Here is a 13,378-nt window from a genome sequence, read left to right on the forward strand (position 1 = left end):
CTGGATGGTAGCGCTTAGGCGGTGTCAACGCCGTGTGCCACATCCAAACCAGAAAGCGGACGCGTGAATTGTCACCAAGAGACTCGCGCTCTCGGCTCACACGCGTCGATCCTCACGAGGGCGTGATGTAACTGATCGCCGACCGTCGCCGAATTCAGGACCAGGGGGCTTCTCAATCCGTCCCGCCCGTGGAATTTTGCGGCCATGAAATTTCGAGCTGTCATGTGCTGGTTTTTGGCGCTGGGGATTGCGATGGGGGTCTTCATTGGACCTGCTGCGCAATTGATGGCGGCTGCGCCTCCAGCCCTCACTGCGGCCATGACGGCGGCCGCGGCCGATAATGATGCCATGCAAATGGCGGACGGCATGCCTTGTTGCCCGAAGAAGCAGTCTCCCATTCGATTCGATTGCGACAAATGTGGCTTCTGTGGCTTCGCAAACTGCATGATCAAGCTCTCTGGGCCAAGGCAGGCGAGCACAATCGCTGAAATCCCGATCTTGATTGCCCGGATTGCGCCAGCTAGCGAGTTCGTACCGGCTGGGCTCGCCAAGTCACCGCCCGAACGTCCCCCTCGAACGAACATCTGACGGGCGCGCCAGCGCCTGATTGCTGACTGTGCGCCGATCGGCGCACACGCCGTCGCGCGCCGCTTTCGCCGTTCCGATTCCAACAAGGATGGTCCCGAGAGAGGCGCGCCCGCGATCATGCCCGCAGGAACGCTGGGCGATCGTGCGGCGGCAATCTTCTCCTCGCCCGAGGGAGATCGGGAAATTCATTGATCGCAAATGCTGAGTCCGTGGGTGTCCGATAGCCCGATGGCGAAACCACAGAACAACCGGCTGTGCCAACATGACTGCTCATGAAGCCGAACTGAAGACGCTGATGCTGGCGAGCCAGCGCGGCGATGCGGCCGCCTACCGTACGTTGCTCGCGAAGCTCGCGCCTCGTCTTCGCTCCTACTTCAAGCGCAGGATGATGGGGGCGGGACGCAGCGTCGAGGAGGCGGAAGACCTGGTCCAGGAGACGCTGCTGGCGATCCATCTCAAGCGCCACACCTATGACCCCGATGCACTATTCACGCCATGGCTTCATGCCATCGCGCGCTACAAGCTGATCGACCGCCTCCGCAGCAACAAGATGTCGCGGATGGACGTTCCGATCGACGATCATCAGGAACTGATGGCGGCGGACGACCACGCGTCGACCGAGGGGACGCACGACATGGCGAAACTTCTCGGCCGGCTGCCGCGGAAGACGCGCCAGGCGATCGAAGCCGTCAAGCTCGAAGGCAAGAGCGTTGCCGAAACCGCCGCGCGCTACGGCATGTCGGAATCGAACGTCAAGATCAGTATCCACCGCGGTCTGAAGGCGCTGGCTTCCTTCATCGGCAGGGACCGTGACGCGTGACTGACCTCCCGCCGCGGCGGTTGTTGCGGCGGCTCTTGTCATCGTCTTTCACTGCGGCGTGATCGTGTAACTGTCCGAACAAGAGCTCCGAACTCACTTGCAGGAGCGCGCATGTCGCGCCCTTCGAATGACAAAGGAGCAGACAATGTCGACGAAGTTCACGAAGCCCCTTCTTGCGATTTCATTTCTGGCATCGCTGGTGGCGATGTCGGCAACCGCAAATGCGGGCGCGACGATTTCCGACAAACGCTATTGGCCGATCGAGGTAGGTCCCAGTTCCTACCGTACCGTCGACACGCAACATGCGCCTCATGATGCGTTCGCTGCGATCGGCCGGACGGCTTCTCCTGCCGTCGCGTCGGCGCCCACCGAGGACAACTCTTGGCATTATGTCGGCGGACCGAAATCTTCCGTTCCGCCGTCGCGAGGTTTCTAGTGCGCGGCTACGGCCGGCCGGCACATCCGCCAGATGTGCCAGCCGGTCTCGACCACAAGACCGGCTGCACAGTTCATTTCGCGACATCCATCGATACCAATGATCCGACACTTGAAACGGCCGAATGTCATCTCGGTCATCGCCCATTGGGTCGCGGCCTGGGCGATGATCCTTGCCCTGTATTTCGGCTTGAGCGCCGTCTATGGAAACGGCCCGCGCCAGGAAGCATTCGCCGCGCACGCCTATGCCGGCCTCACCGTTCTAGGCCTCGTCGTTATCAGGCTCTTCCTGCGGACGTTACTGCCATGGCCGAAAGAGAAGAGCGGAGGCTCGCGCATTCCTTATCTGGTCGCGGAGGCAATGCATTGGACGCTCTATGCCTTGATGCTGCTGACGCCACTGACCGGCTGGATCGTCGCCTCGTCGATGGGATGCTGCATGACCGTTCCCGGGCTGCCGAATATTGACCGTCTCGGCTCCGGCCTTTCTGTCGGCCGCCCGATCAGCGCGATGACGGCCTACCATGTCCACGTCTTCTTTGTTTGGACGCTTCTTGCGCTGATCTTGCTCCATGTGATGGCGGCGCTTTTCCACCATTTCGTCCTTCGGGACCCCATTCTTGTCAGGATGGTTCCAGTCCTTGGGCGGCGCGCTGGATCGGTATCGGATTCATATGGGACCGCGAATTCTCAACCCGACCGGCTGAATGAGCCGGGAGCAGACGTCGTTGGAATGGAGGAACGCTGAGATGGAAGGCATGTCTGAAATGCACCATACGATGTCTCACATGGATCATGTGAGTTCGAACGGGATCGTCGAGCAAGCCCTGGGTCTTGCGGGCCGATTGTCTGCGCAGTTGCTGATCGTTCTCACATCCGCGCCGGTCCTGCATGTCCTGGCAGCCTTGGTGCTTCTTCTCGCGATCGCCGCACTTCTCCGGCTGCTTTTGGCAGGGCGATGGTCGCAAGCGTGATGGGGAATCCAGGATCAGTGTGCTGACATGATGATGAACTGCATGAATACGGGCACAGGTGCGCTGATGATCGGCGGCATTCGGCTCGCCGACGCAGCTCTTGTTATGACCGCTCTCCTTTTGGCGCTGCTGGCCGCCATTGCGGCCATTGCCGCCGTGCGGCTTTGCTTCGATGTCGCACGCCGCTTCGGCACTCGACCCTCCAGGTCGACGCCGGCTCCATCGTGAGGCCGCGTCTGGAGATTTTCGTTCTCCGTCTTCACCAGAGCGTGATGACGTAACTGGCGATCGAAAATCTCCGAACTCATCTGCAGACGGGCGCGTGAGGCGCCCTTCACCGACGAGGTTCGACCCGCGGGGATGAACGGCGGCAGCGGGATTGGCGAGCTAACCGGCGCAAGGCGGGCCCTGGGCTTTTGATCACGTCGGCCGCAGCCGGAAATCAAAGGAACATTTTCGATGGAAACCAAACAGCCAAAGCTCATGAGAAGCCGTACGGAAACAGCGATTGCGGTGCTCGTCGTCGTGGCGAGCGTTGCCGCCGGCTCTGCCGTGCTCGCGCAGAGCTCGTCCACGAAGCCCTCGGTACCGCCGGCCACGGACAAGCCGGCGGCCGCTGACGGGATGGGGATGGGCGCGGGTGGTAGCGGCATGATGGGCATGGGCTCGGATAGCAAGGGCATGATGTCGGGCATGCAGCAGATGAAATGCTGCGGCCAGGGCATGGGCCATGCCGATCATGGTGCGAGCGGGAAGCAGGACGAGAAGAAATAGCCGGCGCCGGTCGGAGGATATCGCCAGTTCAGGCGCGAGACGGCCTTCGGCGAAGACGTCGCCGATGGTCCACCTCAATACCCGCTGTCACGTCCGCGTGGTCACGTAACCGGAAAGCTCAGGAATTCCGAATTGGCCGGAATGGGCGGCGCAAAGTGCCCCAAGTGATAGATGGGCACGACGCCCGTCAGAGGTCGGCGCGCCAAGGAGAACGGAGCATGAAGACCGACGATCTTGTTGAGGCCTTGAGCGCGCGCATCGATCCCGTGGACTTCAGGGCCGTCGGTCGACGTATCGCCCTGGCGGTTGCTGCTGGATTGGTCCTTGCCGTGACCGCCATCCTGGCCGGGTTTGGCCCACGTACAGGCCTTTCCACGGTAGAGGCGTGGACATTCCTGGTTCTGAAGATCACCTTCGCTGCCGCCATCGTCGGCACTGCGGCAATCTACTTGGCCAGGCTGTCCCGTCCAGGCGGCGTCCTGAAGCACGGCGTGGCGGTCGTCGTCCTGCCGTTTCTGCTGATCGAGGCGCTGGCGCTCGTCAGCATCGGTTCGGCGCCGGTGTCGCACTGGGACCGAATGGCTGCGGGTGACGCGTGGTTGGAATGTCTGGTGTCGATCCCGATCATCGCCGTTGTGCCATTTGCGCTGACGATGTGGGCGGTGCGTCAGGCGGCACCGACCGACCTGCGCCGAGCAGGGGTGTTCGCTGGTCTCGTCGCTGGCGGCATCAGCGCAGTGGCCTACGCGCTTCACTGCACCGACGATTCGCTGCCCTTTGTCGCGCACTGGTATGCTGGAACGATCGTGGTGTGCACTCTGGCGGGGGCCGCGCTCGGGCCGCGGCTCCTGCGGTGGTGAGGTGTTGCGTCAATACCGGCGTCGAACTCGAAACCGCGACAAATGCGTGTCGGCGATATCAGTGTCGATAGCTCGCGTCCCGATGGAACGCCGCGCAAACTGCTCGACGTCAGCCGTCGCGAAAAGCTCTGCTGGCGCGCCGCGACCCCGCTTCACGATGGCTTGAGGCGCGCCTATGCGGCGTATCGGGCCGGCGCGCCGGTGGCGGCGCGAGAGTAGGAACCTTCACCGCAAGCAAGAGTTGGCCGGTCGGGCAGGGCGAAAAGCCACACGAGGCCGACCGTGCACCAAGCCGTGCGCGTGCGCTCCACCGCGCAAATCGCGGGTCATCCGGTTCATCCGATGCTGTCGCCATCGACAAGACCGGCGCACTGCTCTTCGCCGACGACAGTGGCAACGCCGTGTGGCGGGTGACGACGGCGCATCCGCAGGTCACGCAGCGCTAGATATCGAGGAGTTGCACCATGGGCCTTGCTCAATACGCGATCATCCCGGTCGAGGGCGAATGGGGCGTGCTGCACGACGGCAACGTCAACGGCAAATACGCCACCAAGGAATCCGCGTTCGAATCTGCGGTGGCTGCCGCCTCGCTGGCACTTCGCCAGGGGCATGAGGTTCACGTCAGCGTGCCCGGGCGCGAGCGGGGAGAGACCGCGCTTGGAAGCTAACTTCGGGTAACTTCGTCACCTCGGCCGCCCGCACCCCGCGGGCGATCGACGGCACGCGCTATTCGCGCGAACCTTCAATCCGCGTGATTGATTTCCCGTGACGGCCTGTCGAGCCGGTCCGCGCGCGTGACCGCCGGGCGGAGGCGCGCCCCCGCGCGAAAATAACATCATGTTAGGTTTATCGCATAACTGGGTAATTGTGTTAGCCCGGCGAAAGCCTATTGTCGCGACCAATCGGATACCCATCGGCAGTGACAAGCGCTCGCGGAAGTCGGCAGAGCGCCCGGAGAATGCTGCCCAATTTCTAGCGAAGCCCGACAACGGGACGTCAGCAAACCCAGTGGAGGAATTTTCTGCGATGACCACGACTCGCACGATCCGTCACATGAGTCAGTCCCGGAAGGCTGCTGCGAGCGGCTGGATCGGTTCGGCTCTCGAATATTATGACTTCTTCATCTACGCGACCGCCGCGTCGCTGATCTTCCCGCAAATCTTCTTCCCGTCGGAAAACCCCACCGTCGCCATCGTCGCATCGCTGGCGACCTACGGTGTGGGATATGTGGCCCGGCCGATCGGGGCTTTCGTTCTCGGACATTGGGGCGACACCCATGGCCGCAAGACCGTTCTCATCGTCTGCATGTTCCTGATGGGCATCTCGACGATGGCGGTGGGTTTTCTGCCGACCTATCAGCAGGTCGGCATCCTGGCGCCGATCCTGCTCGTCATCCTGCGCCTTGTGCAGGGATTTGCGGTGGCCGGTGAAATCTCCGGCGCGAGCTCGATGATCCTGGAGCATGCGCCGTTCGGCCGGCGCGGCTTCTATGCCAGTTTCGCCCTTCAGGGCGTGCAGGCCGGACAAATCCTCGCGGCAGCCGTGTTCCTGCCGCTGGCGGCCTATATGCCGACCGACGCATTCAATAGCTGGGGATGGCGGATTCCGTTCCTGCTCAGTTTCTTCGTCATTGTCGCAGGCTACATCATTCGTCGCGAAGTCGACGAAACCCCTGCCTTTGCGCAAGAGGGCGCACGGGGAGAAACGCCGCGGTCGCCCATTGTTCAGGCCATCAAGCTGAGCTGGCGCGACATGCTCAGGGTCATCTGCATGGCTCTGATGAACGTCATCCCGGTCGTTGCGACCATCTTCGGTGCGGCCTACGCGGTGCAGCCGGCCTATGGCATCGGTTTTGCCAAGGACGTCTATCTGTGGATCCCGGTCCTCGGAAATATGCTGGCCATATTCGTCATTCCCTTCGTCGGCAATCTCTCCGACAAGGTCGGTCGCAAGCCTCCGATCATCGTGGGCGCGCTGCTCTCAGGCTTGCTTGCCTTCGTCTATCTCTATGCCATCAGCATCAGGAATGTGCCGCTCGCGATCCTGGTGTCGCTGCTGATGTGGGGCGTCGTCTATCAGGGCTACAACGCGATCTTCCCGAGCTTCTACCCGGAGCTGTTTCCGACCCGCACGCGGGTGTCGGCGATGGCGATCTCGCAGAACATCGGAACGACCATCACCGCGTTGCTTCCGGCCCTGTTTGCGACCGTGGCGCCTCCCGGCTCGGACAATATCCCCTTGACGGTGGGAGCGATCGCCTTCGGTATCACTGTCATCGCGGCGCTGGCGGCCGTCACGGCCCGGGAGACCTATCGGGTCAGTATCGACGATCTCGGCAATCCCAAGGCCGTTCCGATGCCGCGGGCCGACTATGAGCGGCAGCGTGCGGAGGCGGCGAGCGGTGCGGCCGCAATTCCGACCTGAAGGGCACGCAACGGGCCTGCCGCTGCGATCGATGATGTTTGCAGCGGCAGGGCTCGATGCGTTACTTGAGTGCCTATTCGAACTCCGTGCGCGCGAGCGCGATCATCATGAGGTCAAGGGATGAACCCCGTTGTTGTTGCTGTCGCCATCACCGGCTCCGTTCCGCGCAAGAAGGACAATCCCGCGGTGCCGATCTTGCCGTCCGAGCAGATCGAGTCGACGCAGGAGGCCTTCGAGGCCGGCGCCACGCTTGCCCATATCCATGTTCGCAACGATGACGAGACGCCGTCCTCCGACCCCGCGCGCTTCGCGCAGGTGCAGGAGGGGATCAAAAAGCATTGTCCGGGGATGATCGTTCAGTTCTCGACCGGCGGGCGGGGCCGCGATCCCTCGGCGCGGGGATCATCGCTTTATCTGAAGCCGGACATGGCCTCGCTGTCGACAGGATCGGTGAACTTTCCGACGATTGTCTATGAGAACGGCGCCGCCCTGGTCGAGACTCTCGCGACCGGCATGAAGACAAATGGCATCCGCCCGGAAATCGAGATCTTCGATCTGTCGCATCTACACGGTGCGCGGCGTCTGATCGAGGCGGGGCTGATGGACTCACGTCCGCACGTGCAGTTCGTCATGGGCGTCAAGAATGCGATGCCGGCCGACGAGCATGTCCTCGACATCCTCCTGGGAGAGCTGAAGCGGCTGATCCCGACAGCGACGTGGACGGCGGCCGGGATCGGACGCCATCAGGCCGAGGTCATGGGCTGGGCGCTTGCGCGCGGCGCCGACGCGGTGCGCACCGGGCTCGAGGACAATATCAGGATCGACAAGACCCGCCTGGCCGCCAGCAATGCTGAGCTCGTGGCCATCGCCGGCGAGGCTGTCGCGCGCCACGGCCGGCGCGTCGCGACCGCGGCCGAGGCGCGATCCTTGCTCGGGCTCGCGGGGTAGGGGCTACTGCCTCCTGCTGACATGCTCCCGGCCGCCTTCTGCCATTCGGCGGCCGGCGTTCCGCTGCGCCAGGACTTCCGTTATCAAGACTCCCGCTATGACGTGTCTATGCGCACGCATGCAGCTGGGGCAGGCGACGATCGGAATGCGGTTCTTGAAATCTGACGGCAGGCTCATCGGGGTCCTGCTGGTGCTTGCAATCACCCAGCTCATTGGATGGGGCACGATCGGCCTTCCGCCGATCGTGGGCCGTGACCTCGCGGCCGATCTCGGCATGAGTCTGCCGATGGTGTTTGCGGGCACCTCGACGCTTTATGTCACCATGGGCCTGTGCGCGCCCTGGCTCGCCAGGGCTTTTGCGCGGCACGGCGCACGCAAGGTGATGATGGTGGGCACCGTCGTGGCCGTGCCGGGCTATGTCCTTCTGTATTTTGCGCACGAGCCGATGCTCTATTTCGTGGCCTGGGTCATCCTCGGCATGGGCGGCAGCGCCACGCTGTCGACCGGCGCCTATATCATGCTCAACGAGGTCGCTGGGCGACAGGCCAAGAGCGCGATTGGCGCGCTCATGCTGGTGACGGGACTGTCCGGCAGCATCTTCTGGCCGACCACCTCGTTCCTGAGCGGCCATTTCGGTTGGCGCGGCACGTGCCTCGTCTACGCCGCCATGCTGTTTCTCGTTTCGCTGCCGCTTTATGCTTTCGCAACTCCACGCCGGGCCCTCGCGAAGGAGGGGGGCACCGCTCCCGCAAGGCAAGCCAGCGCGCTGTCAATTCCGCGGAGCACGTTCGGCCTCGTCGTCGCCGCGATCACCGTCAATGCCTTCGTCACGTTCGGCCTGAGTGCCGTCTTCATCGAGTTGCTGCGCGCCGAGGGGCTGGCGCCGGCGCAGGCGATCGCCTTCGGCTCGATGCTCGGCGTGATCCAGGTCAGCGCCCGCGGGCTCGACTTCCTCGGCGGCGGGCGCTGGGACGGCATTACGACGGGGCTTGTCGCCGGCACGGCGCTGCCCGTGGCCATGCTGCTTCTGATGCTGAGCGAGGGGGCGACCTGGGCGGTCGCGGTCTTCATCCTGCTCTATGGCGCCGGCAGCGGTGCCATGGCGGTGGCGCGGGCGACGATACCGCTGGTGTTCTACGACCAGGCCGAGTTCGCCAAGGCGTCGTCGATGATCGCGCTGCCGCTCAATCTGGCCTCCGCGATCTCGCCGCCCGTTCTTGCCGGCCTGCTCACCCAGTTCGGCAGCCGCGGCGCGCTCGGTCTCACCTTCGTCTGCTCCTGCGCAGCGGTGCTGATCCTGGTTCTGCTCGGCCGCCGCCGACCGCAGGTGGCCGCGGCCGGTGTGGTGTGAGGTCGGCGGCACGTCGGTTGCCGCGAGTTGCCGGTCGCTTCCTATTCGTTTTCACCGAGTGTCGCCCGGCCGCCACAGCAAAAGCGGGGGGAACCCGCTAGAGTTGGAATCGTCAATCCCATGGGCTGGAATTTGCAATGAAACGCACGCTGATCTGCCTCGCCGCGCTGGCCTGCTCCGCCGTCGGTGCGGATGCTGCCGACTTGCCCGTTAAGGCAGTGCGCTCTGTCGCCGTGTCGCCCTTCGCATGGACTGGCTTCTATGCAGGTGTCCAAGGTGGTTACGCGTGGAGCCAGGATCGCACTGTCGAATTCTTCTTGGGCGGGCCTCCGACCGGCTTCACGCATGGGGTCCGCGCGGACGGCGGCTTCGGCGGTGTCCATGTGGGCTACAACCATCAATTGGACAGGCTCGTTGTTGGCCTTGAGGCCGATGTAGACGTGGGCCCGGTGAACGGCGGATTTAACATCCCGTTTTTCCGATACGACGCGCGCAAGGAGTGGGAGGCCTCCGTTCGCGGACGGCTCGGCTTTACACCGACTGAGCGCCTGCTGCTCTATGTGACGGGTGGCTTGGCGTTCACCGAGCTGAAGTACCGGTGGACGTCGACATTGGCAGTTCCCACGGTGGATGCCGACATTTCGAAGACCGGATGGACCGCAGGCGTCGGCGGAGAAGCGGCGCTGACCAATCGGGTTACGGCGCGCCTGGAATATCGCTATAGCGATTTCGGCACGTCCCGCTTCGACTGGCCCGACGTCGGGAGCTACGAGCAGCATCCTCGCTTCCAGTCCGTGCGCGGTGGAATCAGCGTCAGGTTCTAGCCGTCATCAGCGGCGCGGATCGCCGTGGCGGAGCGCCGGCGCAGGCGCGATAGCCGTGGCGCGGAAATTCGCCCGCCGCAGGGCCGCTCCTGCTGCCGGGCGATGGATAGCCGTATGCCCCGAACGCAGTGCTCAGAACTCCAAAATGGTGTATCCGCAGGGAGCGCGGCCAGGGCTTAAGGCCGCCGCGCCAATATCAGTTCCCGGAGGAAATCGACATGTCGGCCTTGCCGCTCTCAGGCATCAAGATCCTTGATCTCACCCGCGTGCTTGCCGGGCCCCTGTCGGCCCAGATGCTGGGTGATCTCGGCGCGGAGGTGATCAAGATCGAGCGGCCGGGCACCGGCGACGACGCGCGCGCCTTCGGCCCGCCTTATCTGACCGACCCCGAGGGCAAGGCGAACAACAACAATTCGTTCTATCTCTGCGCCAACCGCAACAAGAAGTCGGTCACCGTCAACATCGCCAAGCCCGAGGGGCAGGCGATCATCCGCGCGCTCGCCAAGGACGTCGACGTCTTCATGGAGAACTACAAGGTCGGCGATCTCAAGCGCTATGGCCTCGATTACGAGACGATCAAGGCGATCAACCCCGGCATCATCTATTGCTCGGTGACCGGCTTCGGCCAGACCGGCCCCTACGCCCCGCGCGCCGGCTACGACGCGATTCTGCAGGCGATGGGCGGCCTGATGAGCGTCACCGGCCATATCGACGGCGAGCCCGGCGAGGGGCCGATGAAGGTTGGCCCGTCGATCGTCGACTACATGACCGGCATGAACACCTCGATCGGAATTCTCTCGGCGCTGTACCATCGCGACGCCAATGACGGGCAGGGGCAGCACATCGACGTCTGCCTGTTCGACACCGTCATCGCATCGCTGTCGCACTGGCTGCAGATCTACCTCGTCAACGGCAAGATGCCGCCGCGCCGCGGCACCTGGGGCAATGGCGGCATGCCGGCCGGCGTATTCCGCTGCACCGACGGCGAGCTGATGCTGGTGGTCGGCAATGACGGCCAGTTCCAGCGCACCTGCGCCGTGCTCGGCGAGCCCGAGCTTGCGAACGACAAGCGCTTCGTCAAGAACAACGACCGCGTCGTGCACGGCAAGGAAATCATGGCGATCTTTGCCGGCCTGTTCCTGAAGCAGCCGGTGGCCTACTGGCTGGACAAGCTGGAGGAGGCCGGCGTGCCGTCAGGCCCGATCAACAATTTCGAGCAGGTGTTTTCCGATCCGCACGTCCAGTCGCGCGGCATGCGGGTGAAGGTGGATCATCCGTTCGAGCCCGATCTCTCGCTGATCCGCAACGCGCTGACCCTCTCGGAGACCCCGATCGAGACTTATCGTGCCCCGCCGCTGCTGGGCGAGCACACCCAGGAGGTGCTCGGCGGCAAGCTCGGCTATGATGCCGGCAAAATCGAGCAGCTGAAGCAGCAGGGGATCATCTAGCTTCGCTTCCTGATCCTCCCAGGGGCGTGCTGGCGAAGACCAATGCGGTGCTGGCGCGCATGCGACAGCGATCCTGACCAGCCTGGGAGCGACGGTTGCGCGATGCCAGGCCTTGCCCGAGGCTTGCGTGCAATCCCCAGATGAACCCGGTCCGTACTCGCACAGGCTTCCGCTTTGCGCGCGACTCTGATGCGATCATCCCGACGCAAGTCCGGGAGGGAACGCATGTCCTACACGATCGGGTTTCAGGCCAAGGACCAGAAGGCAATTCTGGCAACCGAGGCAGCAACGGCCAATCAGGCCGTCGCCATCATCGCCGCGCTGCGGCAAAGCGCCGACGAAATAAAGTTCATCCGTTCGCCCCAGGAAGGCGAGATGGGTATCGAGATGCTGCTGCTGCTCGCCAAGGAAGAGGCCGAGGAGATGCCGCAGCGGGTGTAAGGCACGATCCGGAAAAGCGCGCAGCGGTTTTCCCTCGCGACAAACGCGGAACGCGTTTGCGCGGAGATCATGCTCAAACAACACTAGAGCGCGATCTGATCGCGCTTTAGGCCCGCAACCACACTTCGAGCTTTAGCGAAGCATGCCGGCTGCAGAATAATGTAGCAAGGCGCCAGTCTCGCTCGAACCGAAGGTGGCCGCCGATGAAACGCGAAGCGCTCCGCGTCGAACCGATCTCGTCCTTTCTCGACCGCGTCAAGGCGCCGACCTCGCCGGTCACGCGCGCCGGCAACATGATCTTCGTCGCCGGCCTGCCGCCGTTCGACCCCGAGACGGGCGAGATCGGGGGGATGCCAATCGCGCGGCAGAGCGAGATCATCATGGAGCAGATGAAGCTCTGCCTCGAGACGGCAGGCGCCTCGCTCGACAATGTCATGAAGTGCAACGTCTACTGCACCTCGACCAAACACTTCGCCGTCTTCAACGCGATCTATGCGCGCTATTTCCCGATCGATCCGCCGGCGCGCATCTTCGTCTGCACCCCGGAATGGTTCGGCCCCTTCGACGTCGAGATCGACTGCATCGCGATGATGTGAGGGGGATTTCCGCGGCCCATCCTTCGAGACGCCCGCTTGAGGCGGGCTCCTCAGGATGAGGACGGAGCGCGCGGCATAGATTCAACGGGCAACAATGCCGATTAGCCTCATCCTGAGGAGACCGCAAAGCGGTCGTCTCGAAGGACGAGGCGTGCACGAGAATCGATCGAGCTCATTCGTCAGCGCGCGTCTCGCGCGAGTAGGCGCGCGGGCGCCTTCGTCTCGGTCCGCCCCGCCGTCAGCGCCATCGTCGCGACGCTGACGACGCGCGCGACGACGTCCTCGACATCGTCGAGATCGCATTTGCCTTCCGACAGCTTCGTCAACCGCTCGCTCTCGCGGATGGTGTGGTGCGCCATGGCGAGCGCGAAGTTCAGGCCCCAATAGATATCGACGTCGCTGCGGTCGGGCAGGGACCGTCGCATGGCGCCCGCGAATTTCCGCAAATGGTCGATCTCGCGGTTCTTGATGCGGCGGATTGGTGGCACGGATTCGATCGAGGCGCGGATCATGAAGCGCGCCGCGGTGGAGCGCTGGTTCTCCGGACCCAGGCAGCCGCGCAAGGTCGGGCCGACGAGGGCGCGCAAGATCACCTCGATCGGCGCGCGACCGCCGCCTTGCTCTTCCGCGGCCTTCAATTCGCGCAGGCGTTCGCGGTTGGTGGCGATCGAGCGCGAGACGAACAGCTCTGCGATCAATTCGTCCTTCGAGCCGAAATGATAATTCACCGCCGCGAGGTTGACGTTGGCCTCGGCGACGATGTCGCGCAGCGTCACGTCGCCAAAGCCGCGATCGGCATAAAGCCGTTCGGCGGCGGCGAGAATGGCAGACCTCGTATGATCGCTGGCCATGGATGCCCCTCGGGGAGGGAGTTGCAATTCAAACACTTGTATGA

The 13,378-nt window shown here is 63.6% G+C and carries 17 protein-coding genes and 1 pseudogene; 17 read left to right on the top strand and 1 reads right to left on the bottom strand.

Features of this window, described 5'->3' with window-relative positions:
- Window positions 1-204 precede the first annotated feature (204 nt).
- The 17 genes and pseudogenes from IVB46_RS04225 to IVB46_RS04305 all read left to right on the top strand — a co-directional run bounded on the left by IVB46_RS04225 (window position 205) and on the right by IVB46_RS04305 (window position 12,483).
- Window positions 205-588: a hypothetical protein gene (locus IVB46_RS04225; RefSeq protein ID WP_247307489.1), complete on the top strand. Its 384-nt coding sequence runs from the start codon at window positions 205-207 to the stop codon at window positions 586-588.
- Between the two features lie 262 nt (window positions 589-850).
- The gene (locus IVB46_RS04230) at window positions 851-1,408 is read left to right on the top strand and encodes a sigma-70 family RNA polymerase sigma factor (protein ID WP_247307486.1); all 558 of its coding nucleotides are present in this window, start codon (window positions 851-853) and stop codon (window positions 1,406-1,408) included.
- Window positions 1,409-1,553: 145 nt separating this feature from the next.
- Window positions 1,554-1,844: a hypothetical protein gene (locus tag IVB46_RS04235; protein ID WP_247307484.1), complete on the top strand. Its 291-nt coding sequence runs from the start codon at window positions 1,554-1,556 to the stop codon at window positions 1,842-1,844.
- Between the two features lie 111 nt (window positions 1,845-1,955).
- The gene (locus IVB46_RS04240; RefSeq protein ID WP_247342144.1) at window positions 1,956-2,591 is read left to right on the top strand and encodes a cytochrome b; all 636 of its coding nucleotides are present in this window, start codon (window positions 1,956-1,958) and stop codon (window positions 2,589-2,591) included.
- A 1-nt stretch (window position 2,592) separates the two neighbouring features.
- Window positions 2,593-2,817 carry a hypothetical protein gene (locus tag IVB46_RS04245; protein ID WP_247307480.1) on the top strand — a complete coding sequence of 75 codons (225 nt, stop codon included), beginning with the start codon at window positions 2,593-2,595 and terminating at the stop codon, window positions 2,815-2,817.
- Between the two features lie 27 nt (window positions 2,818-2,844).
- Window positions 2,845-3,045 carry a hypothetical protein gene (locus tag IVB46_RS04250; protein ID WP_247307478.1) on the top strand — a complete coding sequence of 67 codons (201 nt, stop codon included), beginning with the start codon at window positions 2,845-2,847 and terminating at the stop codon, window positions 3,043-3,045.
- A 231-nt stretch (window positions 3,046-3,276) separates the two neighbouring features.
- Complete coding sequence (locus IVB46_RS04255; RefSeq protein WP_247307476.1) at window positions 3,277-3,591, top strand: hypothetical protein; 315 nt, start codon at window positions 3,277-3,279, stop codon at window positions 3,589-3,591.
- A gap of 218 nt (window positions 3,592-3,809) precedes the next feature.
- On the top strand, window positions 3,810-4,451 hold the full coding sequence (locus tag IVB46_RS04260; protein WP_247307473.1) for a DUF1109 domain-containing protein: 642 nt from the start codon (window positions 3,810-3,812) through the stop codon (window positions 4,449-4,451).
- A 51-nt stretch (window positions 4,452-4,502) separates the two neighbouring features.
- Window positions 4,503-4,670 (top strand): annotated as a pseudogene (locus tag IVB46_RS04265) (GDP-L-fucose synthase); the annotation flags it as partial.
- Between the two features lie 245 nt (window positions 4,671-4,915).
- The gene (locus tag IVB46_RS04270; protein WP_247307469.1) at window positions 4,916-5,119 is read left to right on the top strand and encodes a hypothetical protein; all 204 of its coding nucleotides are present in this window, start codon (window positions 4,916-4,918) and stop codon (window positions 5,117-5,119) included.
- Between the two features lie 358 nt (window positions 5,120-5,477).
- Entirely contained in the window at window positions 5,478-6,875 is a 1,398-nt protein-coding gene (locus IVB46_RS04275) for an MFS transporter (RefSeq protein ID WP_085405396.1), read from the top strand.
- 120 nt (window positions 6,876-6,995) lie between these two features.
- The gene (locus IVB46_RS04280) at window positions 6,996-7,823 is read left to right on the top strand and encodes a 3-keto-5-aminohexanoate cleavage protein (RefSeq protein WP_247307466.1); all 828 of its coding nucleotides are present in this window, start codon (window positions 6,996-6,998) and stop codon (window positions 7,821-7,823) included.
- Between the two features lie 145 nt (window positions 7,824-7,968).
- Window positions 7,969-9,174, top strand: a complete 1,206-nt coding sequence (locus IVB46_RS04285) for an MFS transporter (RefSeq protein WP_247307465.1) — start codon at window positions 7,969-7,971, stop codon at window positions 9,172-9,174.
- Between the two features lie 137 nt (window positions 9,175-9,311).
- On the top strand, window positions 9,312-9,998 hold the full coding sequence (locus IVB46_RS04290; protein ID WP_247307458.1) for an outer membrane protein: 687 nt from the start codon (window positions 9,312-9,314) through the stop codon (window positions 9,996-9,998).
- Between the two features lie 218 nt (window positions 9,999-10,216).
- Window positions 10,217-11,446 carry a CaiB/BaiF CoA-transferase family protein gene (locus tag IVB46_RS04295; RefSeq protein ID WP_085405399.1) on the top strand — a complete coding sequence of 410 codons (1,230 nt, stop codon included), beginning with the start codon at window positions 10,217-10,219 and terminating at the stop codon, window positions 11,444-11,446.
- Between the two features lie 225 nt (window positions 11,447-11,671).
- Window positions 11,672-11,887: a hypothetical protein gene (locus IVB46_RS04300; RefSeq protein ID WP_014494475.1), complete on the top strand. Its 216-nt coding sequence runs from the start codon at window positions 11,672-11,674 to the stop codon at window positions 11,885-11,887.
- 203 nt (window positions 11,888-12,090) lie between these two features.
- On the top strand, window positions 12,091-12,483 hold the full coding sequence (locus IVB46_RS04305; protein ID WP_038942317.1) for a RidA family protein: 393 nt from the start codon (window positions 12,091-12,093) through the stop codon (window positions 12,481-12,483).
- Between the two features lie 179 nt (window positions 12,484-12,662).
- On the opposite strand, the gene IVB46_RS04310 is transcribed toward IVB46_RS04305, so the two are convergent.
- On the bottom strand, window positions 12,663-13,334 hold the full coding sequence (locus IVB46_RS04310; protein WP_085405402.1) for a TetR/AcrR family transcriptional regulator: 672 nt from the start codon (window positions 13,332-13,334) through the stop codon (window positions 12,663-12,665).
- Window positions 13,335-13,378: the final 44 nt, after the last annotated feature.

Origin of the sequence: Bradyrhizobium sp. 61, assembly GCF_023073075.1 — a bacterium.
Lineage (GTDB): Bacteria > Pseudomonadota > Alphaproteobacteria > Rhizobiales > Xanthobacteraceae > Bradyrhizobium > Bradyrhizobium barranii.

Coding starts and splice junctions, on each gene's coding strand:
- IVB46_RS04310 (WP_085405402.1), bottom strand. CDS start 13,334: ATGGCCAGCGATCATACGAGGTCTGCCATTCTCGCCGCCGCCGAACGG.
- IVB46_RS04225 (WP_247307489.1), top strand. CDS start 205: ATGAAATTTCGAGCTGTCATGTGCTGGTTTTTGGCGCTGGGGATTGCG.
- IVB46_RS04245 (WP_247307480.1), top strand. CDS start 2,593: ATGGAAGGCATGTCTGAAATGCACCATACGATGTCTCACATGGATCAT.
- IVB46_RS04250 (WP_247307478.1), top strand. CDS start 2,845: ATGATGATGAACTGCATGAATACGGGCACAGGTGCGCTGATGATCGGC.
- IVB46_RS04290 (WP_247307458.1), top strand. CDS start 9,312: ATGAAACGCACGCTGATCTGCCTCGCCGCGCTGGCCTGCTCCGCCGTC.
- IVB46_RS04230 (WP_247307486.1), top strand. CDS start 851: ATGACTGCTCATGAAGCCGAACTGAAGACGCTGATGCTGGCGAGCCAG.
- IVB46_RS04235 (WP_247307484.1), top strand. CDS start 1,554: ATGTCGACGAAGTTCACGAAGCCCCTTCTTGCGATTTCATTTCTGGCA.
- IVB46_RS04285 (WP_247307465.1), top strand. CDS start 7,969: ATGCGGTTCTTGAAATCTGACGGCAGGCTCATCGGGGTCCTGCTGGTG.
- IVB46_RS04295 (WP_085405399.1), top strand. CDS start 10,217: ATGTCGGCCTTGCCGCTCTCAGGCATCAAGATCCTTGATCTCACCCGC.
- IVB46_RS04300 (WP_014494475.1), top strand. CDS start 11,672: ATGTCCTACACGATCGGGTTTCAGGCCAAGGACCAGAAGGCAATTCTG.
- IVB46_RS04260 (WP_247307473.1), top strand. CDS start 3,810: ATGAAGACCGACGATCTTGTTGAGGCCTTGAGCGCGCGCATCGATCCC.
- IVB46_RS04275 (WP_085405396.1), top strand. CDS start 5,478: ATGACCACGACTCGCACGATCCGTCACATGAGTCAGTCCCGGAAGGCT.
- IVB46_RS04255 (WP_247307476.1), top strand. CDS start 3,277: ATGGAAACCAAACAGCCAAAGCTCATGAGAAGCCGTACGGAAACAGCG.
- IVB46_RS04280 (WP_247307466.1), top strand. CDS start 6,996: ATGAACCCCGTTGTTGTTGCTGTCGCCATCACCGGCTCCGTTCCGCGC.
- IVB46_RS04305 (WP_038942317.1), top strand. CDS start 12,091: ATGAAACGCGAAGCGCTCCGCGTCGAACCGATCTCGTCCTTTCTCGAC.
- IVB46_RS04270 (WP_247307469.1), top strand. CDS start 4,916: ATGGGCCTTGCTCAATACGCGATCATCCCGGTCGAGGGCGAATGGGGC.